Genomic DNA, 22,567 nt, shown 5'->3' with positions numbered 1-22,567 from the left:
TGATCCCACCAGAGAGCTATAGCGGAGTAAGTTTACAGTAATCAACTCAACATCCCAAAAAGTAGAAACCTCTACAAAGCATCCTCAAACGGGTGCTTGATAGAGTTTTGTATAAGTTTTGGTCTGGTGTGGTCTCAAGATTCTACGGGATTATATAAATTGAGGCAGTTGATTATTCTGAATGAGGGAAAGGGGAATGGGACAACAAACAAATCAAGTGGGTTGCCCTAGCAAGCTGAATGACGAGCTAATCGCTAAGGCAAAAGAGTATCTATATGGCGGTTACAAGGAATACGAAAGCTCAGTCATCCCAAGCATTGCCGGTTTAGCCTGTTATCTGGGTATAGCTCGTTCAACAGTTTATGAATATGCAAAGCAGGATAGCGACCTCGGACGGGAGTTTTCGGACACGTTAGAGGGCGTTATGGCTATGCAGGAGCTAAAGCTGATAAACAGCGGCCTGAACGGGGAATTCAACCCGACAATCACAAAGCTGATGATGGCTAACCATGGCTATTCTGAAAAACAAGAGGTTGATCATCAATCATCTGACGGCTCTATGTCTCAGAAGCCTACAGTAATTAGATTGGTAGGAGTATCACCAGATGGAGCAGACGGTTGATTTACCCATTCCTGCCAAGTTAGTTCCGGTATTTGCAAAAGAAGGCGCTCGGTATCGTGGCGCTTATGGTGGCCGTGGCAGTGCAAAGACTCGTACATTCGCAACGATGAGTGCAGTTAGAGCATATCAGGCAGCAGAGCAAGGCATTAGTGGTGTTATCCTTTGTGGCCGTGAGTTTATGAACTCGCTGGAAGAGTCATCAATGGAGGAAGTTAAGCAGGCCATTAGATCTATTCCTTGGTTAAATGATTACTTCGATATTGGTGAGAAATATATCCGCACCAAATGCAAGAGAGTTAGCTATGTATTCTGTGGGTTAAGACACAACCTTGACAGCATTAAGTCAAAAGCAAGAATTCTACTGGCGTGGGTTGATGAAGCTGAGTCAGTATCAGATTTAGCGTGGAAGAAGTTAAGGCCAACCGTTCGTGAGTCTGGTTCTGAAATATGGGTAACATGGAACCCTGAAAAGGACGGAAGCGCCACAGATAAACGCTTTAGAAAAACCCCCCCTAAGAATTCAATCATCGTTGAAATAAACTACAACGATAATCCATGGTTCCCTGATGTTCTGGAAGAAGAAAGACTTGATGATCTCAATAGCCTTGAATATGCAGATTACGCATGGATCTGGGAGGGCGCTTATCTTGAGAACTCCGATAAGCAGGTGCTAGCCAACAAATACGTTGTTCAATCGTTCCCTGATAACTTGTGGCAGAAAGCCGATAGATTGCTGTTCGGTGCTGACTTTGGTTTCGCTAAAGACCCGAACATATTGATTCGACAATTTATTTTAGATGGGTGCTTGTACATTCAACATGAAGCCTATGGGAATCAGGTCGAGTTGGACGAAATGCCTAATTTTTATGACAAAGTTCCAGAGTCACGCAAATGGCCTATCAAAGCTGACTCAGCACGACCTGAAACAATTAGCTATCTCAAACGGCAAGGGTTTAATATCTCTGCGGCTAAAAAATGGCAGGGTAGCGTTGAGGATGGCGTAACTTTTCTACGCGGATTTAAGAAGATCATCATTCACCCACTTTGCAAAGAGACAGCAAAAGAAGCCCGGCTCTATTCCTACAAAACCGATCGCATTACCGGTGAAGTTCTTCCGATCATTGAAGATAAGCATAACCACTGTTGGGATGCTGTTAGATACGGACTGGATGGGTATATCAAAGGTCGCACAACCGTATGGGACATCATGTAATGGCAAAAAAGACCATGATTGGCCGTTTGACTGATGGCCTGCACAGTATGATGACGTCACTCGGCGAACGGGTGGCGGCAATAAAATACGCGAGTAACAAGGCAGATATTCCTGATAAAGAGTTACTCGCCATGTACAAAAATTCATGGGTGGTTCAGAAATACATAAACAAAACTGCCTATGACATGTTGAAACTACCTCGTGAGCTATCAGGCGATATCGACGAGGAATTGAAAACACGGATAACAGATACCGAACGTGAATTAGATGTGTATGGCATCTACCGCGGTGCGCTGACATGGGCGTCATTGCTGGGGGATTCACTCATTGTGGCGGTGACAGATTGTCCAGATGAGATGATTGACGAGCCACTCAACCTCCAGTCAGAGGATATCATCAAGTTTCTGGTGCTGCGGAAAGGTGAATACACGCCAGCTAGTGACGTCATTTCCGATATTGCATCACCGCACTTCGGGCATCCTCAGAGCTACCAGCTCAATATTGGTAGCCAGCAACTGCGATTCCATCACACACGCTGTCACCGTACAAAGCTGGGCCAGCATAGCATCAAAGATATGCCTAAGTTCGGGACATCCGATATCCAAGCGCCCTATGAGGCCATCAAAATCTTCGATTCAACGGTCGTGAGTACGGGTGACACTATTCAAGAGGCAAATGTTGATGTGATTTTTTTGCCTGGATTAAACAATCAGATTGATTCAGGGCAAGAGGCGCAAGTTATCGAATATGCCCGCGTGATGAAGCAAACAAAATCCTCAACCGGGCTGATGCTGATGGATGCTGGTGATGGCACGATGCAAAGCCGTTATGAACAAAAGAATGCTCAGTTTGCTGGATTGTCTGATGTAATGACCAAAATGATGAGTGTGCTGGCTGGGGCATTGGACAGACCTATCACTATTCTGTTCGGTCAGTCTGCCAGTGGGTTTAACTCTGGCGAAGAGGACAACAAGACGTACTATGAAACCATTAATGGATTACAAGAGGAGCGGCTGCGGCCAATGCAAGAATTTGTGGATCAATTCGTTCTCGACAAACTGACCACTGATATTGAGATTAGCTATAAATATCCACCAATAGACAGTGTTAACAAAACGGAAGAGGCAAACAGGTTCACGCAATATGCTACTGGTTTTACAACAATGGTTCAGGCGGGTTTTCTCCCGGAAGATACCGCATTACGTGAAATGGTGGCGCGGGGTGTACTAACCACCGTTACGGAGGCGGATATTAGTTCAATAGCAGAGGCACGCAATGAACAATGGAGCTATCAGCCTGGCGGAGATGCTGGAGCGCAAACAGGGGCTACTTAAATCCCGCAATCGGCTAATGCGCCCCCCCACTCCCAGCAAGCGAACGGAGGTGTGGTATCGTGACAGACTCATCGAATTTATCAGGTTGATGCAGGATGTTGTAATAGAAGACCTGCAAAAACCGATACTTAATGATGCCCCCTTCGAATCTGTCCTCTCAATCACCGCACGACTCTCACGAGCAATTCAAAAACTGGCGAATATGTCCATTCTCGATATGGCCCGTCGTTTGTCATTCGGTATGGTCAGGCGTGCTAATGACCAGAATAAGTCTCAGACGCAAAAGACCTATAAGGCCGCATTCGGCATTGATTTAACCGGTATGCTGGGAGATGGAACAGTAAAAGAACATCTCGAAAATGCAGTGAGAGAGAATATCGATTTAATCCAATCCATCCAGACGGATTTTATCAACGATATTGGGGAAAGGGTTTTCGCTAATCTAACCAATGGTGGGCGGCATGAGAACTTAGTGTCGCTGATTCGTGAGCGCGGCAATGTCTCACAAAGCAGGGCCAAGTTTATTGCCCGTGACCAAACCGCGAAACTCAATTCAGCACTGACCGAAGCCCGCAGTAAGGCGTTGGGATTAGATTTGTATGAATGGGGAGGTGCAGGCGATGAACGGGAACGAGCCAGTCATTTTGTACTGAACGGTAAAACCTGCAAATACTCAGACCCAACTGTCTATTCAGATGATGGTGGCAAAACATGGAAGAAACGCAAAAGCATCGGTGGTTTTGAGGGTAATCCGGGCGAGGATCATCAATGCCGTTGCGTGTCTCTTCCTAAAGTCTCATGGGATTAATATGACGTGGAAACGAACACCGCAGGGTTACGTTGTGACCACTGCGCGGATAACCCGTGCTGGGCCCGTGCAATATTACGGGCATGAAGTCGGGTTAACCGGCACAGGTATCAACAAAAAAGTCACCATTCACCGCACTCTTGAAGAACTCTCCAAACCTGAAACTCTTAAGTCATTTGAAGGATTGCCGATCACGTTAACTCATCCGCTCAGCGGTGAGGTTAATGCTGACGAATGGAAAGATAAAGCAATTGGACACATACAGAACGTACGCATAGAAGGCGATTACGTTGTTTGTGATGTGTATCTGAAAGATGCAAAGGCGATCCAATTACTTGAAGAAAAAGGCATTCGAGAGCTGTCAGTGGGTTATGAGCCTGCCGAGTTAGTCGAGAAGAGCGGTGAATTACACCAAATCAATATTCGCGGCAATCACGTTGCCGTAGTAACTGAGGGACGCTTAGGCGACACCTGTAGATTAAACGACAAAAAAGGTACACCGATGAAAACATTGAGAGATGTTATTGCGTTGCTCAAGGGTAAACGCGCCAAGGATGCTGAGGGACAGCCTCTGACAGATGAAGAGCTGATCGGCATGATTGCCGCACTGGAGAAAACACTGCAAGAGCTGGAAGGCAACGCAACACCAGAAGCGGCAACGAAAGCACAGGAAATCGTAGCTCAACTGGCAGAGTTGAAAACCCAACTGGAAACATCGAAAGGTACAGGCGCTCCCCCGCCTCCGCCAAACGATGATGATCCCAATGCAAGTGGTACTGATGACAAAGACGCCCGTCTCACGGCACTGGAAGCCGAAAATCAGCAACTCAAAGAGGAAAACGCGTCACTGAAAGAAGAACTGGAAAAACTCAAAGGCGATAACGAAACCAGCGCCACGCTGAATGATGCCAAAACCCGTTTTCCGAAAGTGAATTTCAATGATAGTAAATCAGCACGTGATGTTCGTGCGGCGGTACTGTTGAGCACTCACGTATTCACGGACGCGCAGGTCAAAGCCATGACTGATGATGAGATACGCGCAGCTTATACGGCTATTCAGGCGACATCAAAACCACGCAGCAATATTGGCACACATTTATTCAACGATGCAGCCTCTACGAAAAAGCACGATTTCACCAAGCAATTTGGGGGTAAATAATGTCAGGTAAAAATCTTTATCTCGGTAAACGCTGGTTCGCCGGGCAGGTAGCGCGTGCGGGTGAGTCCGGTATTGTTGCGCCGTCCTATATCAATGCGGATGAAAACGCGATTTTGGGCGGTCGTTTCGTTGCGATGGGTGACGCAGTTCAGACCTGCCGCAATGTGAGTGCAGCTAGCGACAAGATCCTAGGTGTATCAATGGTCATTGGTATCTTCCATGAGTTCAAACCAAACCGAAATTTATCAGTAATGACATTGCCTCACGGTTCTGAAATCGTGGTTCAGATGGCTGAGGGCAGCGAATTAAAAATCGGGGATGCAGTCACTGTTGTTGTAAAAGGCAAAGACGCAGGCACAGCAAGCCATAACGGTGATATCAAAACTCATTTCTATGTCACTGACGTAAACGGCTCACTAGCCAAGATCATGCGCAGTGAAGTTAATCAAGTTGATGGCACAGGGGCGTAACTATGACAATGGAAACAGTAGATATTCAAGACACGCTAGAGCAGGCGGCGATCGAGTTTGATAATACCTTCGAGAAACAGGAATACCCAGACGTTCAACTGGGTAAGTTCATGACCATCACCCAGAAAGGCAACGTACAGACCACTGATGTACTGTACGGTCAGGAGAAAGGAACGCAAGATCTGGATAACGGCCTAGTTGATGAGAGCACTACATCTATTGAACTGGAAGATGTTCACATCGAAGGTAAAAAGATGGGCTACATCGACTGGGCGAAAGGTGTTGTGTATACCTCGCTCGGTGTTGAACGCGCAAAGCGATTCGGTATTCAGCTAGATACTACCAAACTGGAAAACTTGCGTGGTGTTTGCCTGCGTACTATCCAGAAAACAGCACTGATTGGTCATGCTCGTCGTCGGGATGTGACAGGAATGATGAACAACCCTGTGGTTAACATCGAAGATATGACCAAACAGAAGCCTATTTCCGCGATGTCAGGTGCTGAGGCGCGGGCATGGTTCATTAATCTGATTAAGCTAGGGTATAACGCCAGTGACCAGATAGTCATGCCAGACACTATCGCAATTGACAGCATGGATTTATTGACACTTTCTGGCCTTTATGATGCCTCCATCACCAATGGCGCGACTAATATTAACGCACTAGCAGCGATTAAAGAGGCACTGCGTGAATTCGCCCAAACAGAGATCAATATCATTGGCGTACCAATGGGATTTGCTCAGGGTATTGGTACAAAAGGAGCTAACCGTGCCTGCGTCTATACCAATAAAGAAGACACAATATTTACTGACTGGGCGCGTGCACCAACAACGGGTTCTGTGTTCCAGCGTTCCTCATTGAGCTGGGAAGTGCCGCTGGAAGCGCAATTTACCGGAGCTATTATTCGTAAGCTCGACAGGTTCATATATGTCGATTACAAAAGCTCATAACCACAGGAGGTAGCATGGAATTTCTCACCCGTTACCCCGAATTTGCCAAAGTCGATAAATCACGCATTGAAATAGCCCTACAGGACACTGCCAATCAAATGAGCAGGAAAGTGTGGGGCAAGCTCTATGAGCAAGGGCAGCAGGCACTAGCCGCTCACCTCCTCTATGTCTCTGGTACATTAACCCGCAGCGGTAACAACAACGGAAAACCCGTACAGATAGCGATGAGTAAATCAGCTGGTGGATTATCCATCGGCTATTCTGCGCCTGATGCGGGATTCACGGCTAACCATGAGGGTTATGCATCCAGTACCTACGGGCAGGAGTATTTGCGCCTGCGAAAATTAGTCTCCCGGCATATGTTGGTGGTGCGATGATTAGAAACTCTGGCAATTTTAACGGGGCGGCACTTAAATCTTTAGAAGCCAAATTGCGCGAAATGGAGAAAGTTCGCGTTTATGTCGGCGTTCCTGCATCAAAGAACCAACGGAATAATGAAACCGGCATGAGTAATGCGGAAATTGCCGCAGCTCATGAATTCGGTGTGCCGGGGCATATTCCCGAACGCTCTTTTTTGCGTTCAACCGTGGACGAAAACAAGGAGAAGGCGGCGAATTTATTGGCTAATAGTATCCGTGAAACGCTATTGACGGACGGTGATAAAACAGCGCCGTTTGCGTTGGTTGGCGGAAAAATGGCAGGCGAAGTTAAGCGGAAAATTCAGGCAGGCATTGATCCCGCTCTGAATCCGAAAACTATCGAGCGCAAAGGTTCTTCTAAGCCACTGATTGACACCGGGCAATTAGTCCAGTCGATTACCTATGAGGTGCGTGAGGATGAATAACTTTGTCGATGATATTTTCGATGATGAGTTCTTTCGGCAAGAGCAGGTATTCACCTCACCGGAGGGCAAGGTACGAAATCTGGTGTGTGTCATTTTTCCTGTTGGAACGGAAGATTTGCAGATCCTGCCGGAAGGTGATCGGTATAACCCTACCATTAAGGTGTTGACGCAAGAAGAAGTGGAAGTAAAAGACCTTCTCTTTTGGAATGGTCACCGTTGGCGAATTATCACTAACGCGCGTTGGAACGACTATGGATACTACGACTCTCTCGCAACTCGATATGAGGGCAGTCAGACAGATGATAGCGGCGGTTTTGAAATTACCTGAAACTCAGGTTTTAGATGCTGACGGTGAAACTGACGTGTCTAATATGCAGTCGTTCATCACTGTAAATCGGGTAACCTCGGAAATGATGGGCGAAGAATATAAATTCGACGCAAGGGAAGAAATTGAAATTATCACCGTCACTCGCGAAACCCTTATCTCTGTTAATGCCTTCGGCAAAAATGCCTATCTCATTATTGAAAAATTCGCCTCTGTTCTCAGAACCAGCTACGCACAATCCCTGCTTACTAGCCTGGGCGCTGGGTTGGTCAGGAAATCCCAGATCCGCAACCTGCCAACCGCCATTGCTGGGGGTAAAGAGCAAAGAGCGCAGATTGATTTAACTCTCTCCCATATCCACCGGATAGAAACGCCAATGAATCAGGCGAAAACGGTTGATATTACTGTCTATGAGGATTAGCAATGAGCTTATCTATTAAAGAGGTGGTCAATGCTCAGATTATGCCGCAGGCAATGGCGGCGCGTCGTCGTGATTTGAGCATGATTGCCATTTTCACCCCTGAAATCGGGAATGCGTTTACGGATGATACGACACGTTATGTCATTGTGTCCGGTGCTCAGGGTGTCGCCAATTTATTTGGTACACAGTCAGAAACTTATAAAGCGGCATTGTCACTTTTCTCTGTTCGCCCGACTCCAAAACGCGCCTTAATTGGTCGATGGGCCAAGACAAAACAGGAAATTCCTGCGACAGCCAATGCGTTGAAAGGCTCTACTATTTCAGTGGGCATCAACGCATTCAAGGCTATCACTGATGGCTCAATGAAACTGAATGTCGGAAGTAAGATAATTCCGCTTTCTGGTCTGGATTTCAGTAAGGCCATTGATTTTACGGATATCGCAACTGTGCTGCAAAAAGCGCTGCCTGAAAACAACAACCTGACGGTCACTTGGGATACAACAGGTCATCGTGTCATTATTCAGGCACAAACGGCAGGGGCGTATCCGGCAACTAAGTTGGGTTATGTCACAGATCCAAATACCGGAACCTATATCGGTAATCTGCTGAAATTACAAGACGGACAGGCCACCATTGTTATAGGTAAAGTCGCTGTCAGCATCGAGCAAGAATTACCTTCAGAAGCATTACATAAGCTCCAGAACGTCTATCAGGACTGGTACGGTGTATATTTTGCTGATGCCATTACCGATGAACAATTGGATGATATGCACACATGGATTGCTGCGGCTGATATGAAAGTTGGCGCATACACAGCACTACGTGATGAGTTGCTTGACTGGAATAACGAAAACATCCTGAAAAAACTCTACGACAAAAACTCCGGTCGTCTGATGGTGGAATACAACAAAACGGGTAATGATCATGCCGCCGTTTCGCTGTTGGGTATTTCACTCTCGACTAACTGGAATGCGCAGAACTCCGCGAAGACCGTCAAATTCAAACAGCAAACGGCTGTCCGTTCTGATGACCGGATAACTTTATCAGATGCTGAAAAATGCCGTCGTCTGGGCGTCAATTTTTATACCGATTATGACGGTGTATCTATGATTGCTGAGGGCGTTATGCTGGGCGGCGTATTCATTGATGAAACTGTAGGTCTTGATGCGTTTTTGGATGCGTGCCAGAAACAGGCATTTACAACATTACAGGCTAACCCAACCAAAATACCACAGACAGATAAGGGGCAAGCCATGTTGATCGGTGCTCTGACCGTCATTGGTAATGAGTTCGTGCGTAATGGATTTCTGGCAGGTGGACTCTGGCGCGGAAATGATATCGGTGAACTGACCTATGGTGACAGGCTGGACGAGGGGTTCTATTTCTATTCTGACAGCTACGACCTGCAATCACTGGCTGACCGCGAATCACGTAAGGCCATGCCGATTATGTGCGCAATTAAATTAGCCGGAGCGATTCACTCCGTCGATCTGCTTATCCAATTCAACCGCTAAGGAGCGAAAATGGCTCACTATAACCATTCACAGGCAATCCTGACCGTTTCCGGTTATGAGATTTCAGGGTTTGAAAACGCGGCAGATGCGCTATCCATTGCACCAGTTGGTGATGATGGTGATATCACATATGGAGTCAATGGCAATGGGGTATTCGTTGCCACGTGTAATCAGGGAATGATTATCACCATCAAGCTACTCCAACACAGTGCAGACAACGAGTACCTAAATAAACTGCGTAATATCCAGATCAATACACCAAAAGCCTTCTCGCCACTGCATATTTACTATAAAGACACGATGAATGGCGACGAGATTATGCTGGACAGTTGTTACTTTACCACTCCGCCCACAATTGCACGCGGAACCGCACATAACGGCGTCACGTGGACACTAAAAGCCACCCGCTCAACCATGAACCTCAAGAAAGGACTGTATAACTAATGAACATCGATAACATCACTTACGAGCACCGCCAGAGCAATTTTATTGAAGCCAAAAATCACGCTTTGAAATTAATTGGCCTGCTTAAAGGCTGTATTTCTACCAAAGGGGATAATGTTGATATTGATATCGGGGCGATTGCGGCCAATATTGGCTCACCGGAAATGCAGGGTGTTGAGCAATTCGTGTTGAAGTACGTCACGGCAACGGATGAAAAAGGAGAAACCCTTTTGCTGCAAAAACCGGATGTGTTTAACAGCCACTTTAATACTCACCGCTCGCATTACTTCCAGTTGATTTTTGACGGACTGAAATTCCATTTTGCGGATTTTTTGCCCGCTGGGGTCGCATCTGCGAAAAATATCAATCTCTCAGCGATCCTCAGCAAGTAAGCCACTCTGATGTGGATTGGCTAAAGATGACGCCAATTCTACACGGCCCCTATACAGGGCATGAACTAAGAACCACAGCAACCCTATCAGACGTGCTTGATTTTCATGAAGCCTACGCTGAAGAGTTGCTATCCCAAAAGAGGGCAAATGATGCAGATAGAAGAGCTGCTCGTTAGTATCGGCGTCGATACTACCCAGGCTGAGAAAATCAAGGATCTCATTATTGCCCTCTCCGCAGCCGCGACACAGGCCGCGCAGGAAGCGAACCGGATTAACCAAAATCTGGATGATATCGGCGATAATGCCTCCGATAATCTGGAAGAAGCAGGGCAGAAGGCGGAGGAAGTTCAAGGCTCGTTAAATAAACTCAAATTACTAGCTGTAGGTGTCACTGCTGTTGTTGGTATGGCGACAGCTAAAGTGATGGGGTTTATCAATGAATCTCTGGCGGGTGCGAAAGAGTTGGCCGAACAGAAAGGCTTGCTGTATGACATTTCAAAACAGGAACTGGCACAAGCCGATGAATATCAGGAGGCAATGAAGAAAACGGGACTAGCGATTCAATCAATTAAGACCAAGATTGCCCTGAACCTCGTACCGTCCCTGACCGCCATTGTGAAGAAGTTCAATGACTGGATAGCCTCAAACAAGGAACTCATCACCAAAGGGTTAACCGGCGTTATTAAAGCAGGCGGCAAGGTCATTCAGGTTATCACTAACTCGGTGAGGGCAGTTGATAAGGTCATCTCTGGGACGATTGGCTGGAAGAATGCTTTACTGGTACTGGCGGGCGTATTGGCGATAGTGAAGCGCGGTATGATCATGGCGTTTATCACTAATCCTGTCACATGGGTCATTGCCGCTATCGCAGGAGTATTACTATTACTGGATGACCTGATGGTCTACCTTGATGGCGGTGATTCGTTGTTCGGTAATTTCTGGGGTGTCTGCATCAAGTGGATTAAGGATGTTAAATCGTGGTGGGACAGTCTCTCCGGTGAGATGAAAAATTCCATCAAACTGCTCAGCGGTATGCTGGGAGTGATGTTTAACACCAATATGTTTCTGGCAGTCACAAAAGGCGTAGGCGGATTTGCTAAGGCGCTTACGTGGCTGTTTTTCCCTCTGACCTCAGTTGCAAAACTCGCCATGTCCGCAGGGAAAGCCTTTCTCTGGTTCGGTCGTGCATTGCTGATGAACCCCATAGGGTTAGTGGTAGCCCTTATAGTTGGTCTTATCTACGTCTTATATGATCTGTACCGATGGATTACAACAGGCGAATCTACGTTTGGTAATTTATGGAAAACGATAGCCAAAACATGGCAGGAGATTAAGCGGCTGTTCAGGGATGGCTTTAGGTATATCCTCCGGCAGTTTGGTATGAGTGAGCGGGATGCTAACCAGTTCGTTGATAAGCTGGGCGAAATATTCGACACCGTCTGGTATTGGATCACTTACCCGTTTAGGGCAGCATTCAAACTAGTTAAAGGGCTTTATGACATATTCTCCGATGATTCAACCACATGGACAGAGAAGCTTGGTAAAGTGTTTGACCTGCTTCTCGACTTAATAACAGCACCCTTTAAGGCAGCATTCAAATTTGTTCTGGGACTGTTCGGACTGAACGAGAAAGATGTCAGTAAGTTTGTTGATGGTATCGGTAAGCGGTTTTCAGATGTGAAGGAGTTGATCAAGAAACCATTCAAAGCGGCGCTGGATTGGGTCATGGAATATTACGACAAGGTCGTAGCTAAGATTAAAGCAGTGAAAGATTTTTTTGGCTTTAATAAAACCGAAGCTGAAAATAGCATGGGATATGACAATGACAATGACAATGTTTCTTTATCTGACATTCAATCCAGTATTAACGCAGGTAATGGCGGAATGATAGGACAGTCTATCGCCAACGTTACCACCAATAACAACAGTAGTCAGACAACAATCCGCCAGGGAGATGTGAGCGTTACCCAGCACATTACAACACCATCACCGGAGAAAGCAGCTAACTATGCCAATGACGGTTTTAATAAGGCGTTGAAAAATGCGGGCTATAATACAAAAGGAATGTTAACTAACGGAGTTGGCTAATGTTGGCTAATGTTTGCTTCTGGTTGTAGCATCTAAGTGATTTAATTGCATCAACTTCACATTAAGGGAATTATCATGCAAAAACTGTTGTTACCAATTATGCTGGCTATTTTTTTGGTAGGTTGTGATGAAAAGGAACTTACAATAGATGGCTCAAACCGTGAAGCCATAAAATCTTCGACGCAAGCTATTTACAAATCCCTTCAAGGTGAAGAGGCTGCTAAATTTAAAAAGGCTACTGTGAATGTGGCAATGGCTGCAAACATGATAACAGACAATGAAGATGAAAGGGTCAGGATAATCAACAAACTGATTGGCGGTAAAACCGCCAAAGAAATCATCGCGATGGATGAGAAGATGAATGAGAAGAAGTAAGCCCCTTACGGGGCTTTTTTGTAAGTACAGTACTTATTTAATCGGTGCCGGGAATCTTAACTAAAAAACCACTTACATCCCAAGCATTGTCTGGGACTACGTACCCTAACCTCTCTAACTCATTGAAAGTTTTCTGAAATACAGATACAAAATCGCTCTCACTAAGCCCCTCAAGGTCTAAGTTATCAAGATCGATTGAGAATATTTTATGTCCAATACGAATTCCTCGATTGATCTCGGCAACAGTCCTTTTGAATATTACTTTAGATAACTCGTCTTTTGCATTGCTAATTATGTGAATAGCGTCTTTGGCTGAAATGAGTTCATCAGCCGCTGGCTCATTCAAAAAACTGACATCAAGGCGCTGAACGATTTCTGCATTCATAGAACGAGAGTTCGCCTTTGCTGTTTCCTCTATTTTTTCTTTTAATTCAATGGGAAGCCTAATGCGTAATTGCGGATCTTCTCTGCTCATAATGAATTCCGGTTGTAGTCAAATAACTAATTTTAAAATTATGCCGCACGGTGGGGTTGACTTCAATGACGCACGGTGTGACAATTAAGTTATACCCCACGGTGTGACAATAAAAGAGGAAGGCCAAAGTGCAGAAAGCAAAAGATATGTACCAGCGCAAGATTCGGTTCCCTGAGGAGATTTGTAAGGCTATTCAGAAGAACGGAGAGAAAGAGAGTCGACAATTCAATACTGAAGTTATTTATCAGTTAAAAAAGGCGTATGGATTGATAGAGAAGATGCAGCATGAGTCCTAATAAAAGCGAAACCCCAACGGCTGCAACCATCGGGGCTTCAACAACGTTAAATTTTTACGAGGAAAGTAACGCTATGAAAATTTTAGCATCTACTGAACAAGCTGTCACTATGTCAAGTCGTGAGATCGCGGAACTAACAGGGAAAGAGGTAAAAAATGTTCACGTCGATATTTGGAATATGCTTACACAGCTGTATGAAATAAAAAAAGATGGTTGGAATTTCAACCATCATAAAAATCAACAAGTTACTCTAGTTGATGGCGTAATTGCTGTTATCGACTATCGCGGGTATGTCTCTGAATTCCAGCTTGATCGCCGCCATACAGAAATTCTTATCACCGGTTATGACGTTGTCCGCCGTGCGGCAGTAATTGACCGCTGGTTTGCTCTTGAGTCTGGCTCAGCACAGCTACAGTTATCAGAGATGGAAATGATCGCCGCCATTGCCAGTAATGCCGCTCGTAATGAAAAACGCATTTCTGCTGTAGAACAAGACGTCGAGCAAATAAAACAAGGTACTATCCCGCAAGGATATCAGGGATACAGCTATCTGAGGGCGACTTATGGGCTAAGTGATGCGAAAAGCAGACAGCTTGTCATGGCTTGGTCGGTTCCTCACAAGAAAGTTCCTCATGTTGCGCCGGGTGGACAGGTCATCCAAATGTCAGTAGTGCATGAAGAGTCATTCGAAAAAGCACTAAACCAGATGACAAAAGAAGCAGAGCAACGTGGTTCACAGTGGCATCATCCTAAGATGGGAAGATTTTCCATTACGGATAGAAATTCAGCGGCATGATTCACGGTGTAGAAGTAGCTTAAGAATTGCGATCAAATACTGATCTATTCAACAGAATTAGCCAATTTAACAGTGATTGCTAGTGATAACAATATGCATTTACTCTTAATACGTGTGTAAATGGTTGAATATTCGAGGCGTCTCGCAATTCACGGTTGATTACCTTTACAAAACGTTACAATTACGTAATAAATATTGTCGTCCTAAAACGGCGAAGCCCCCAACTACGGCAATAGTCAGGGGCTTCTTATACAACGTTTACCCAAGCTTAAAGGAAGTAAACATGTTAAGTATACCAGTTAATACGTCTTGTAAAACCATTAACGTTCCATTTCATGGTTCAGATCTCTATGTCGTTAACTATAACGGTGAGCCGTATGTTCCAATGAAACCGATTGTCGATGGCATGGGTTTAGCGTGGCAGTCTCAATTAGAGAAACTAAAGCAAAGATTTAAATCAACTGTAACGGAAATCGTTATAGTTGCCGCGGATGGTAAAAAGAGAGAAATGCAGTGCCTCGCCCTTCGCAAACTTGCTGGCTGGTTAGCGACTATCAGCCCCAATAAAGTTAAAGCATCGATCAGGGATAAAGTTATCCGCTATCAGGATGAATGCGATGATGTTCTCTATGAGTATTGGACTACGGGTGAGGTTAAAAAGAAAAAACCTCAACCTCCTAATTTCAGATACATTATCAAGATGGAAGTTTACGACAAGCATCTCGATAAAACTGAAACTTTTACTGGTGGAACTGAGACGCCGCAGGGGATCATTAATGGGGTAGCAAGACGATATGGTTTTTACATTGAAAACCTGCTTTCACTGCCAATGAATGTATTCTAACACCAAGCCAAGAATGGCTTGCAAAGCTCCACTACGGAGCTTTTTTTATTGGAGCCTAGTATGGATTTACTCAGCGGTTTTAATACCACAACAGCCTCGGTAATAACACGCTCTATTGGAGAGTTTCAATTTGACTGTGTAGTCATTGAAAATCACAACTCAAATTTACGTATTACTGAGAACCCCATCGAATCTGGGGCGGCAATTGCTGACCATGCCATTCTGGAACCAAAAGAAATTACGCTAGTAGGGATAATGGTTGGTTATCAACCCCCTCAGCATTTCAGGGAGTTGATAGGATTGGATTTATCTACGATAGATCGGTTTCCTGTTCCTATCGAAATTAGAGCTATGACCAGACAAGCTGAGTCGATGGTAAATCGTTACATATCTACAGCGGAATCCATGATGGAGCAAGCGGATCGAGCTATAGCACCGTGGTTGCCTAAATATCAGGGACGAGCCAATGACAATTCACAGACACTGGATAGGATAGGTAAAACATATAACGACTTGCTTAACCTACAAAAGAAAGGTGAAACAATCACAGTTCAAACTGGCCTAAAACAGTATAAGAACATGATGTTAGTCAGTATTGGCGTTACCCAGATGAATGATGGTTCGGCTGAATTTAGTCTGACACTGCGTGAAATTTTCATTGTGGAGACACAAACCGCTCAAGGATTACACCCCAATCTGAAAAAGATTGCGAAGAAAAAGAAGAATATGGGTAAGACGCAGCCGAAGAAAGTAGATGAAAAATCCATGCTTGAGTGGCTCTTCGGGGGTGACTGATGATATACGAAATACCCGTTTCAATCGAAGAAACCCAAGAGCAGTCATTTACCTTGTTTGATATGAACCTGCGATTCACCCTGTATTTCAACCCCATTTCTAACGGCTGGCAATTTGATTTATTGGATACCAATACAGATCAATACATCGCCCAGCGATACGGCATTACGGTAAATAGCCCCGCATTATTCACTAAAAATCTGCCGTTCATCATATTAATGCATGACGGTTCTGGATTGGAGATTAATTCAGTCCAGCGTAATGAGCTGGGTGGGCGGCTAAAAATATATTTTGTCGATAAAGAGGCGTGGAATGAGGCAATTCGGACGACAACTTAAACTAAGTATCGGTAACACTAAAGAATCTATTGAAATCACCAATCTGAGAGTCGCCTTCGAAATATCTAAAACCATTGGTAGCGAACCAAATCCGGCCACAATCCGTGTCTATAACCTCAATCCCTCACACCGCAATTTAATTATCAGTCGAATTTATAACCGCGTCAGTTTGTCAGTCGGTTACGAGGAGCTACGTATCATCTATATGGGTGACATCATTGAGGCAATAACTCAACGGGACGGTTTGGATTTCATTATTCAGTTGACATGCGGTGACGGTTACGAGGCGTACACGGGCGCACCGGTCAATAAAACGCTGGCAGCAGGCGCTACCGATGCCAGTATTTTAGCTGAGGCCACTAAATCAATGAGGGTTGGTAATGGCGTGATTGATTTACCCAAAGATAGAGCATTGCCGCGTGGCAAAGTTCTGACAGGGAACGCCCGCGACATTATGCACAAAATCGCCCGTAACAATGGCGCTGACTGGTCAGTACAGGATGGGAATATGACTGTGTTACCCAAAAGCAAAATCGTAGCCGATAACGAGGGATTTGTGCTGTCTCAGGAAACTGGAATGATTGACGGGCCAGAAAAAACCGATGATGGTCTGTCGGTGAGCTGTCGGTTAAATCCCATTATGCGGATCGGCGGACTGGTTCGGGTTCAGTCAATTATTCCTGAGTATAACGGTGATTACAAAATCACTGCACTAGAACACTCCGGCGATTTCATGAGTGATGGCTGGACAACCAAAATCACCTGTATCGGTGGGAAATTTCAGAAGGTGGAGAAAAAGAGCGATGAAAAACCCAACACTGCTTGATGTTATGGATAGAAAAGCGGAAAACGAGCGCCTTGATATCCATACCGCCTTACCTGCCCGAGTTATCTCATTTAACGGTCACACCGCCACAATCGAACTAATGATTAACCAAATATTGCACAATGGCGAGGTACTAGAATTGCCACCGCTGGTGGATGTTGTTGTCCAGTTCCCGCGAGCAGGTGGATTCTGTTTCACTGTACCTGTGACATCCGGCGATGAGGGATTGGCGATATTCTCAGAACGCTGCATTGATGGTTGGTATTCAACGGGTAATAAATCTGTCCCACTGGATGCACGATTGCACGACTATTCCGATGCGTCATTTATCCCTGGCGTATGCAGTCAACCTAAAAAAATTCCCTCTTATTTCAGTGGTGGCGCCTCCATGCAGACCGATGACGGCTCAACATTTATTCGCATGACGCAGGGAAAGATCACTATTCTGGGTGACATTGAGCATCTCGGTAACAGCAAACAAACCGGAAACCATGAACAATCTGGAAATTGGAATCAGACCAAGGGTAACAGTGAATCAAGCGGCACAATCAAGGCGATGCGTGTAATTGGTGGTGGCGTCGATGTTGAAACGCACACGCATCCAGACTCACACGGCGGCAATACAGGGAGGCCAAACAAATGAGAGTGAGGCGATTAGATGATAATCACGATTGGATATTCGGTAATGGTCGCAATGATTACGCCACAAAATCAGAGGCAATAGCACAGTCAGTAAAAACTCGGTTGTTATCCCTGCACAATGACTGGTTTCTCGATCCCGATCATGGTGTGAGATGGTTCGATTATCTGCGTAAAAATCCTAACCTGATGGCGATGGAATCAGAATTAAAAATAACCGTCCTGAATACTGAGGGAGTAGCGGAAATTACGTATTTTGATATCAAAATCGATGCAGATAGTCGTAAATCATTGGTAGAGATTACCTATATCGATATCTACGGAAATAAAAACGAGGTCAGTAGCAATGCTCCAGATTACTGAAACAGGCATTATCATTGATCAGCTTTCCGACATTCACAAACGGCTAGAAACAGGTTTTAAACGCATCTACGGTGAGGATATTAATCTGGATGCCGACTCTCCTGATGGTCAGATGGTGGGGTTATTCTCTCAGGAATTAGCCAACATCAATCAGGTCATTACATTTATTGCACAGATGTTAGATCCCTACAACGCAACGGGCGCATGGCTGGAACAGCGGGCTATGTATGCTGGACTAGTTCGTCGTGGTGCTGAGTTCAGCTATCTGGATGATGTGGTGATGACGGGTGCTACTGGCGTTATTGTTCCTAAAGACACTGTGCTCACAGATAATAACCGCATCAAATGGATAGTTCTCAATGAGGCGAAGTTAGATAACAACGGCTCAGCTCGCGTCATTCTGCGCAGTCAGGAACTGGGCGCATTTAGTCTGCAAGCCCAGCAAGAGCTACAACTTGTTACAGTGATTGTTGGTATTGAAAAAATTATCACAACCAAAGAGGCTAAATCTGGCAGTGAAGAGGAAACAGATGGCAACTTCTTGAAACGGTTTATGCGTTCACACTCCATCAACAATCATGACGACAGACAGGGAATAGAGGCGGCACTGCTTGACCTGCCAGATGTAAAACAAGTGCGAGTTTATGAGAATTACACTAACCAGACAGACAAACAGGGTGTTCCTCCTCACTCTATGAATGCGGTCGTGATTGGAGGGCGTGACGAAGATATTGCGCTCACCATCCTGAAAAAGAAAGTGGGTGGATGTGGCCTAATGGGAGCTATCTCATATTCATGTGACTACTCAGGTGCGGTGAGAACGGTAAAATTCGACCGCGCTGAGATGGTTGATATCAAGGTAAGAGTTATCATTGACCGCATAAACGGATTTCAGGATATCGATACTGACGGTATTAAAAAATCACTGGCTACTACTGAATTTGCTATTGGTGAATCAGTATATGCTATGCGGTTAACATGTAACGTTAATTCTATTTCTGGTTTTTACATCAAATCAATCACAGTCAATCGCTCAGACATAGCCACTATAGGAGTTAGGCAATGCGCTCGCATTAAACCTGAAAATGTGGAGGTGTTGATTGAATAAAAAACCCGAAGATTTTCTGATCTGGCAATACAGAGGAAAGCCGAAGGCTCGACAAACCGTCGAGCTTTTATTTTCTGAGAGCAAAATAGTTTACCAGTCAGCCGTAAAATTAGCCGAAATATTGGATATCGATAAATCAGTTGGGTATGGATTAGATCTCATTGGTCGCCATGTAGGAATTGGTAGGACAATGAAATCATTTGTACCAAAAGATTATTTTGGTTGGCTGGGTATTGCTGGCGCGTTAGGATTTAATAATGGGCTATTTTATCGCTATGGTGACTCATTACAGAAATCCGTCAGATTGGATGATTCGGATTATCGTTTTTTTATCCGAGCAAAAATTATCAAAAATTTCCAGCGACCGACCATTGAAGGAATTACACATTCACTACAACACTTATTAGGGGAATATTCATTTGTCATCGATAACTATGACATGACAATGAATGTTGTTGTTCCTGCTAATTACCTGACTCCATTTCGATTACACGCCATTTTAAAACTCGACATCCTGAGTCGGCCTATTGGTGTGCGCTACCAATTTGTTGTTATTAACAGTGACCGCCCCTTCGGTTGGGAAAATGATAGCCATGCTTTCGGTTTTGGCGACGGTCAATTTACGAGGATTATCAATGTCAATCATCAATAAACCCGATTACAAAATATTTGCCAATGATGCAAAAACAGGGGAAATAGAAACATTTCCTGACGTTCTACGTGGCTGGGGGGTCACCATTGATCGCACGGCAGGAAAACCACCGATGGAATGGTTTAATGCCATCAGCAAACGCACCGATCAATGGCTGATGTATTTATCCCAACGCGGAATTTCTGAGTGGGATGCATCTGTAGATTATCCACAATATGCTGTAGTGCAACACGCAGGACAATTCTATACAGCTAAACGACAAACTAGAGGTCAACAACCGGATAAGTCGCAAAATGAGTGGATGCTGTTTGTAGATGCAATTGGTATTGCAAAATCCACAACCGACGCCCTAAACAACCGGCTCGAAAAATCCCGGAACGGCGCAGACATTCCGAACCCAGCGGAGTTTGTAAAAAACCTCGGTTTAACAGAACTGGGCTATCGAACCATCGGGAACGGGCCAAATCAGATCCCCGATATGTCGTTTTTTGCTGCCTCGTCAAATTCATTCCAATTACCAACCGGACATATGGTCGTTGTCGGTGATTTTACGGCGTCAGTTCCGCATTCCCATGACGGAGGCAGCGCATCGGCGGAATGGGTAGAATTTCCTGTGCCGTTCCCACGTTCGTGTAGTTGTGTGACGGGGGCATTTACAATTGGTGTCGGTATTGGTCCAATTTTTCACACCTGCGAATCCATGAATCCACGAGGATTTACGTTACGCGCGGGCGTTATGTCCCAAGATGCTGGCGTCATCTCTAAATTGAAATTCATGTACATAGCCGTGGGGGAATACTGATGAAAATACTATGGAGCGCTAAAAACAACGCATTTTTTTACGAATTCGATTTAGGACATTACGCGCGGGCCGGCTGGGATATATCAGATGTTATTCCTGTTTCTGAGCCGGTTTTTAAAACGTTTACGAATCCACCTCCGCGAAAAATACGTGTAGTTGGCCCTGACGGTTTACCCACATGGGAGGATGTTCCACCTCCTACACCCGAGCAGTTGCAACAACGGGCTGAGTCCCAAAAATCCTCATTGAGACAACAGGCAGATATTGCCATAGCCCCGTTGCAGGACGCTGTCGATTTAGACATGGCAACCGATGCCGAAAAATCCGCATTGACCGAATGGCGCAAGTATCGGGTGCTGCTCAATCGGGTGAATTGCACTACCGCCCCCGATATCCAATGGCCGGAACAGCCGAAATGAGTATAGGGGCTGCGTGCCCCTAAACACTATTTTGACTCAGCTAATTTTCGTTGTTGCTGATTCCAAATAGAATTTTCTGGCATTTGTACCCGAACAGAAATATATCGACCAACAGGAATATCAATCGGGTCGCCGTCAGCATAACCCTCGCGTACATTTCTGGCAAATACAGGAGCGTCTGAATGCTCACGGTGGTAGGTCATGATTTTGATAGAACCGTCCGGTAATACCGTGTAGTTAACCCAAATTAACGGCAATTTATTTTTGCACAGGGGTATTTCGACACCGCCATCAACCCCGCCCCATGCGGCATCGGCATTGAATCCCAGCACGTTTTTGATGAGGTAAACGCCCTCTGATAAACGTTCAACGATTGCGCCTTCGGACTCATCGTTAGTTTCGAATGCGCCAGTGTCTGTAATTTTGATGATGGGGGAGGCTGATTTTAGGTAACCATCAACAACGGTAATATTTTTCGTTGTGATAAACTCGATTTTATCATCCCATTTTCCCCACCGTTTTCGGCGGTAATATAGCGGAATTCCGCCCAACTCCCCACCAATAATGATAACGTGATCATCATCCCCATATAGGGCGGCTGCTACCTGTGTGTGATTATTACTCCATGATATCGGCGCACCATTATTACAATAGAAAAAACCCGTCGTTCGAATTTGGTCAAACCCGGATACGTATTCATCACTGGACACTAATTTTCGCCAGTTTCCCCACTTTTTTTTCACACGGTAACGACACGCCAGCCCCGTATGATCCACCTGAATTTGAGCAATCATACCCGTGGAATCGTCCCCACCCCCGCGCGTCATCACCATAATCGGGGCATACGCGTTCCAGAAATTTTTACCGAATTCACCTGCACCTGCGTACCATCCAGACTCATTTAATGCATTTGCGTCAGTAAAATTCCGACCTGCAGCTGCCCCCACGCCATAATCACCCTGCGCCAGCGCTCCCACATCACCAGCATTCAACGTAACATCACCTGTGAGCGGTTTGTTATTGATTTTTCGGCTAGTACGCACCGCATCCGATAAACCGAGGTTTAATGAAATACGCAATAGGCCGATTCGTACATCAAAAACGGGTGACTGGCTGCTGAACGCGTTGAAATCCAACAAATTGTTAGTTCAATAAATGTGCAAAATGTGAGTTTGAAATGATATGGGGATAGTTGGGGGAAATTTGGTCGGTTATTGGGGGAGGAATTTGAGGCGGGGGGAGGTAGATCTATAAT

At 45.2% G+C, this 22,567-nt stretch carries 30 protein-coding genes and 1 pseudogene; 29 read left to right on the top strand and 2 right to left on the bottom strand.

What is annotated here, in order from left to right; all coding sequences use genetic code 11:
* The first annotated feature begins 196 nt into the window (after positions 1–196).
* The 17 genes from IQ211_RS11475 to IQ211_RS11395 all read left to right on the top strand — a co-directional run bounded on the left by IQ211_RS11475 (position 197) and on the right by IQ211_RS11395 (position 12,959).
* The gene (locus IQ211_RS11475) at positions 197–622 is read left to right on the top strand and encodes a DNA-packaging protein (protein WP_189760229.1); all 426 of its coding nucleotides are present in this window, start codon (positions 197–199) and stop codon (positions 620–622) included.
* The gene (locus tag IQ211_RS11470) at positions 606–1,835 is read left to right on the top strand and encodes a PBSX family phage terminase large subunit (protein WP_189760230.1); all 1,230 of its coding nucleotides are present in this window, start codon (positions 606–608) and stop codon (positions 1,833–1,835) included. Before IQ211_RS11475 ends, IQ211_RS11470 begins: the two co-directional genes overlap by 17 nt.
* Positions 1,835–3,169 (top strand): phage portal protein, encoded by a 1,335-nt coding sequence (locus IQ211_RS11465; protein ID WP_189760231.1) that lies wholly within the window; start codon positions 1,835–1,837, stop codon positions 3,167–3,169. The genes IQ211_RS11470 and IQ211_RS11465 overlap by 1 nt, the downstream gene beginning before the upstream one ends.
* On the top strand, positions 3,111–3,977 hold the full coding sequence (locus IQ211_RS11460) for a phage head morphogenesis protein (protein WP_189760232.1): 867 nt from the start codon (positions 3,111–3,113) through the stop codon (positions 3,975–3,977). The genes IQ211_RS11465 and IQ211_RS11460 overlap by 59 nt, the downstream gene beginning before the upstream one ends.
* Before the next feature lies 1 nt (position 3,978).
* Entirely contained in the window at positions 3,979–5,136 is a 1,158-nt protein-coding gene (locus IQ211_RS11455; RefSeq protein ID WP_189760233.1) for a DUF2213 domain-containing protein, read from the top strand.
* The gene (locus tag IQ211_RS11450) at positions 5,136–5,606 is read left to right on the top strand and encodes a structural cement protein Gp24 (RefSeq protein WP_189760234.1); all 471 of its coding nucleotides are present in this window, start codon (positions 5,136–5,138) and stop codon (positions 5,604–5,606) included. The genes IQ211_RS11455 and IQ211_RS11450 overlap by 1 nt, the downstream gene beginning before the upstream one ends.
* Before the next feature lie 2 nt (positions 5,607–5,608).
* Positions 5,609–6,556 carry a major capsid family protein gene (locus tag IQ211_RS11445; RefSeq protein ID WP_223281748.1) on the top strand — a complete coding sequence of 316 codons (948 nt, stop codon included), beginning with the start codon at positions 5,609–5,611 and terminating at the stop codon, positions 6,554–6,556.
* Between the two features lie 14 nt (positions 6,557–6,570).
* The gene (locus IQ211_RS11440; protein ID WP_189760235.1) at positions 6,571–6,933 is read left to right on the top strand and encodes a DUF4054 domain-containing protein; all 363 of its coding nucleotides are present in this window, start codon (positions 6,571–6,573) and stop codon (positions 6,931–6,933) included.
* A complete protein-coding gene (locus IQ211_RS11435) occupies positions 6,930–7,400 on the top strand; it encodes a phage virion morphogenesis protein (protein WP_189760236.1) in 471 nt (156 codons plus the stop codon). The genes IQ211_RS11440 and IQ211_RS11435 overlap by 4 nt, the downstream gene beginning before the upstream one ends.
* Positions 7,393–7,728: a hypothetical protein gene (locus tag IQ211_RS11430; protein ID WP_223281749.1), complete on the top strand. Its 336-nt coding sequence runs from the start codon at positions 7,393–7,395 to the stop codon at positions 7,726–7,728. The genes IQ211_RS11435 and IQ211_RS11430 overlap by 8 nt, the downstream gene beginning before the upstream one ends.
* Complete coding sequence (locus IQ211_RS11425; RefSeq protein ID WP_223281750.1) at positions 7,652–8,146, top strand: phage neck terminator protein; 495 nt, start codon at positions 7,652–7,654, stop codon at positions 8,144–8,146. The genes IQ211_RS11430 and IQ211_RS11425 overlap by 77 nt, the downstream gene beginning before the upstream one ends.
* A 2-nt stretch (positions 8,147–8,148) precedes the next feature.
* Positions 8,149–9,660: a DUF3383 domain-containing protein gene (locus IQ211_RS11420; protein WP_189760238.1), complete on the top strand. Its 1,512-nt coding sequence runs from the start codon at positions 8,149–8,151 to the stop codon at positions 9,658–9,660.
* Between the two features lie 9 nt (positions 9,661–9,669).
* Positions 9,670–10,104 (top strand): tail tube family protein, encoded by a 435-nt coding sequence (locus IQ211_RS11415; protein ID WP_189760239.1) that lies wholly within the window; start codon positions 9,670–9,672, stop codon positions 10,102–10,104.
* Positions 10,104–10,496: a phage tail assembly chaperone gene (locus IQ211_RS11410; protein ID WP_189760240.1), complete on the top strand. Its 393-nt coding sequence runs from the start codon at positions 10,104–10,106 to the stop codon at positions 10,494–10,496. The genes IQ211_RS11415 and IQ211_RS11410 overlap by 1 nt, the downstream gene beginning before the upstream one ends.
* 26 nt (positions 10,497–10,522) lie before the next feature.
* Positions 10,523–10,672, top strand: a complete 150-nt coding sequence (locus IQ211_RS11405; protein WP_189760241.1) for a hypothetical protein — start codon at positions 10,523–10,525, stop codon at positions 10,670–10,672.
* On the top strand, positions 10,644–12,584 hold the full coding sequence (locus IQ211_RS11400) for a hypothetical protein (RefSeq protein WP_223281751.1): 1,941 nt from the start codon (positions 10,644–10,646) through the stop codon (positions 12,582–12,584). Before IQ211_RS11405 ends, IQ211_RS11400 begins: the two co-directional genes overlap by 29 nt.
* Positions 12,585–12,659: 75 nt before the next feature.
* Positions 12,660–12,959: a DUF6694 family lipoprotein gene (locus IQ211_RS11395; protein WP_189760242.1), complete on the top strand. Its 300-nt coding sequence runs from the start codon at positions 12,660–12,662 to the stop codon at positions 12,957–12,959.
* 37 nt (positions 12,960–12,996) lie between these two features.
* Here the strand turns inward: IQ211_RS11395 and IQ211_RS11390 are convergent, their stop codons facing one another.
* A complete protein-coding gene (locus IQ211_RS11390) occupies positions 12,997–13,434 on the bottom strand; it encodes an Arc family DNA-binding protein (RefSeq protein ID WP_189760243.1) in 438 nt (145 codons plus the stop codon).
* Between the two features lie 128 nt (positions 13,435–13,562).
* Between IQ211_RS11390 and IQ211_RS11385 the strand changes: the two genes are divergently transcribed.
* The 12 genes and pseudogenes from IQ211_RS11385 (at position 13,563) to IQ211_RS11330 (ending at position 21,312) form a co-directional block, all read left to right on the top strand.
* A complete protein-coding gene (locus IQ211_RS11385) occupies positions 13,563–13,730 on the top strand; it encodes an Arc family DNA binding domain-containing protein (protein ID WP_189760244.1) in 168 nt (55 codons plus the stop codon).
* Positions 13,731–13,803: 73 nt separating this feature from the next.
* Positions 13,804–14,526 (top strand): Rha family transcriptional regulator, encoded by a 723-nt coding sequence (locus IQ211_RS11380; protein WP_189760245.1) that lies wholly within the window; start codon positions 13,804–13,806, stop codon positions 14,524–14,526.
* Positions 14,527–14,809: 283 nt separating this feature from the next.
* Positions 14,810–15,181: pseudogene (locus tag IQ211_RS11375) on the top strand (phage antirepressor N-terminal domain-containing protein); the annotation flags it as partial.
* Between the two features lie 249 nt (positions 15,182–15,430).
* A complete protein-coding gene (locus IQ211_RS11370; RefSeq protein ID WP_189760247.1) occupies positions 15,431–16,165 on the top strand; it encodes a phage baseplate protein in 735 nt (244 codons plus the stop codon).
* A complete protein-coding gene (locus IQ211_RS11365; protein WP_189760248.1) occupies positions 16,165–16,503 on the top strand; it encodes a phage baseplate plug family protein in 339 nt (112 codons plus the stop codon). Before IQ211_RS11370 ends, IQ211_RS11365 begins: the two co-directional genes overlap by 1 nt.
* A complete protein-coding gene (locus IQ211_RS11360; RefSeq protein ID WP_189760249.1) occupies positions 16,478–17,329 on the top strand; it encodes a phage protein in 852 nt (283 codons plus the stop codon). The genes IQ211_RS11365 and IQ211_RS11360 overlap by 26 nt, the downstream gene beginning before the upstream one ends.
* Entirely contained in the window at positions 17,307–17,972 is a 666-nt protein-coding gene (locus IQ211_RS11355; protein WP_189760250.1) for a Gp138 family membrane-puncturing spike protein, read from the top strand. Before IQ211_RS11360 ends, IQ211_RS11355 begins: the two co-directional genes overlap by 23 nt.
* The gene (locus IQ211_RS11350) at positions 17,969–18,331 is read left to right on the top strand and encodes a contractile injection system sheath initiator (RefSeq protein WP_189760251.1); all 363 of its coding nucleotides are present in this window, start codon (positions 17,969–17,971) and stop codon (positions 18,329–18,331) included. The genes IQ211_RS11355 and IQ211_RS11350 overlap by 4 nt, the downstream gene beginning before the upstream one ends.
* A complete protein-coding gene (locus tag IQ211_RS11345) occupies positions 18,315–19,439 on the top strand; it encodes a baseplate J/gp47 family protein (protein WP_189760252.1) in 1,125 nt (374 codons plus the stop codon). Before IQ211_RS11350 ends, IQ211_RS11345 begins: the two co-directional genes overlap by 17 nt.
* The gene (locus tag IQ211_RS11340; protein WP_189760253.1) at positions 19,432–20,091 is read left to right on the top strand and encodes a DUF2612 domain-containing protein; all 660 of its coding nucleotides are present in this window, start codon (positions 19,432–19,434) and stop codon (positions 20,089–20,091) included. Before IQ211_RS11345 ends, IQ211_RS11340 begins: the two co-directional genes overlap by 8 nt.
* Positions 20,075–20,893 (top strand): hypothetical protein, encoded by an 819-nt coding sequence (locus IQ211_RS19590; RefSeq protein WP_223281753.1) that lies wholly within the window; start codon positions 20,075–20,077, stop codon positions 20,891–20,893. The genes IQ211_RS11340 and IQ211_RS19590 overlap by 17 nt, the downstream gene beginning before the upstream one ends.
* Positions 20,893–21,312 (top strand): tail fiber assembly protein, encoded by a 420-nt coding sequence (locus IQ211_RS11330; RefSeq protein WP_189760254.1) that lies wholly within the window; start codon positions 20,893–20,895, stop codon positions 21,310–21,312. Before IQ211_RS19590 ends, IQ211_RS11330 begins: the two co-directional genes overlap by 1 nt.
* A gap of 26 nt (positions 21,313–21,338) precedes the next feature.
* On the opposite strand, the gene IQ211_RS11325 is transcribed toward IQ211_RS11330, so the two are convergent.
* The gene (locus tag IQ211_RS11325) at positions 21,339–22,451 is read right to left on the bottom strand and encodes a phage tail fiber protein (RefSeq protein ID WP_189760255.1); all 1,113 of its coding nucleotides are present in this window, start codon (positions 22,449–22,451) and stop codon (positions 21,339–21,341) included.
* Positions 22,452–22,567 lie beyond the last annotated feature (116 nt).

The organism is Xenorhabdus griffiniae (genome assembly GCF_015163655.1).
Lineage (GTDB): Bacteria > Pseudomonadota > Gammaproteobacteria > Enterobacterales > Enterobacteriaceae > Xenorhabdus > Xenorhabdus griffiniae.
Note: the sequence above shows the minus strand (reverse complement) of the source record. Positions and strands in the feature narration are given on the sequence as shown.

Excerpts from the sequence above, each read along its gene's own strand:
- IQ211_RS11415 (WP_189760239.1), top strand. The coding sequence starts at position 9,670 with ATGGCTCACTATAACCATTCACAGGCAATCCTGACCGTTTCCGGTTAT.
- IQ211_RS11380 (WP_189760245.1), top strand. The coding sequence starts at position 13,804 with ATGAAAATTTTAGCATCTACTGAACAAGCTGTCACTATGTCAAGTCGT.
- IQ211_RS11420 (WP_189760238.1), top strand. The coding sequence starts at position 8,149 with ATGAGCTTATCTATTAAAGAGGTGGTCAATGCTCAGATTATGCCGCAG.
- IQ211_RS11465 (WP_189760231.1), top strand. The coding sequence starts at position 1,835 with ATGGCAAAAAAGACCATGATTGGCCGTTTGACTGATGGCCTGCACAGT.
- IQ211_RS11395 (WP_189760242.1), top strand. The coding sequence starts at position 12,660 with ATGCAAAAACTGTTGTTACCAATTATGCTGGCTATTTTTTTGGTAGGT.
- IQ211_RS11365 (WP_189760248.1), top strand. The coding sequence starts at position 16,165 with ATGATATACGAAATACCCGTTTCAATCGAAGAAACCCAAGAGCAGTCA.
- IQ211_RS11435 (WP_189760236.1), top strand. The coding sequence starts at position 6,930 with ATGATTAGAAACTCTGGCAATTTTAACGGGGCGGCACTTAAATCTTTA.
- IQ211_RS11460 (WP_189760232.1), top strand. The coding sequence starts at position 3,111 with ATGAACAATGGAGCTATCAGCCTGGCGGAGATGCTGGAGCGCAAACAG.
- IQ211_RS11410 (WP_189760240.1), top strand. The coding sequence starts at position 10,104 with ATGAACATCGATAACATCACTTACGAGCACCGCCAGAGCAATTTTATT.
- IQ211_RS11430 (WP_223281749.1), top strand. The coding sequence starts at position 7,393 with ATGAATAACTTTGTCGATGATATTTTCGATGATGAGTTCTTTCGGCAA.
- IQ211_RS11440 (WP_189760235.1), top strand. The coding sequence starts at position 6,571 with ATGGAATTTCTCACCCGTTACCCCGAATTTGCCAAAGTCGATAAATCA.
- IQ211_RS11400 (WP_223281751.1), top strand. The coding sequence starts at position 10,644 with ATGATGCAGATAGAAGAGCTGCTCGTTAGTATCGGCGTCGATACTACC.
- IQ211_RS11355 (WP_189760250.1), top strand. The coding sequence starts at position 17,307 with ATGAAAAACCCAACACTGCTTGATGTTATGGATAGAAAAGCGGAAAAC.
- IQ211_RS11450 (WP_189760234.1), top strand. The coding sequence starts at position 5,136 with ATGTCAGGTAAAAATCTTTATCTCGGTAAACGCTGGTTCGCCGGGCAG.
- IQ211_RS11330 (WP_189760254.1), top strand. The coding sequence starts at position 20,893 with ATGAAAATACTATGGAGCGCTAAAAACAACGCATTTTTTTACGAATTC.
- IQ211_RS11390 (WP_189760243.1), bottom strand. The coding sequence starts at position 13,434 with ATGAGCAGAGAAGATCCGCAATTACGCATTAGGCTTCCCATTGAATTA.
- IQ211_RS11470 (WP_189760230.1), top strand. The coding sequence starts at position 606 with ATGGAGCAGACGGTTGATTTACCCATTCCTGCCAAGTTAGTTCCGGTA.
- IQ211_RS11425 (WP_223281750.1), top strand. The coding sequence starts at position 7,652 with ATGGATACTACGACTCTCTCGCAACTCGATATGAGGGCAGTCAGACAG.
- IQ211_RS11345 (WP_189760252.1), top strand. The coding sequence starts at position 18,315 with ATGCTCCAGATTACTGAAACAGGCATTATCATTGATCAGCTTTCCGAC.
- IQ211_RS11475 (WP_189760229.1), top strand. The coding sequence starts at position 197 with ATGGGACAACAAACAAATCAAGTGGGTTGCCCTAGCAAGCTGAATGAC.
- IQ211_RS11405 (WP_189760241.1), top strand. The coding sequence starts at position 10,523 with ATGACGCCAATTCTACACGGCCCCTATACAGGGCATGAACTAAGAACC.
- IQ211_RS11445 (WP_223281748.1), top strand. The coding sequence starts at position 5,609 with ATGACAATGGAAACAGTAGATATTCAAGACACGCTAGAGCAGGCGGCG.
- IQ211_RS11350 (WP_189760251.1), top strand. The coding sequence starts at position 17,969 with ATGAGAGTGAGGCGATTAGATGATAATCACGATTGGATATTCGGTAAT.
- IQ211_RS11360 (WP_189760249.1), top strand. The coding sequence starts at position 16,478 with ATGAGGCAATTCGGACGACAACTTAAACTAAGTATCGGTAACACTAAA.
- IQ211_RS11455 (WP_189760233.1), top strand. The coding sequence starts at position 3,979 with ATGACGTGGAAACGAACACCGCAGGGTTACGTTGTGACCACTGCGCGG.
- IQ211_RS11370 (WP_189760247.1), top strand. The coding sequence starts at position 15,431 with ATGGATTTACTCAGCGGTTTTAATACCACAACAGCCTCGGTAATAACA.
- IQ211_RS19590 (WP_223281753.1), top strand. The coding sequence starts at position 20,075 with ATGTCAATCATCAATAAACCCGATTACAAAATATTTGCCAATGATGCA.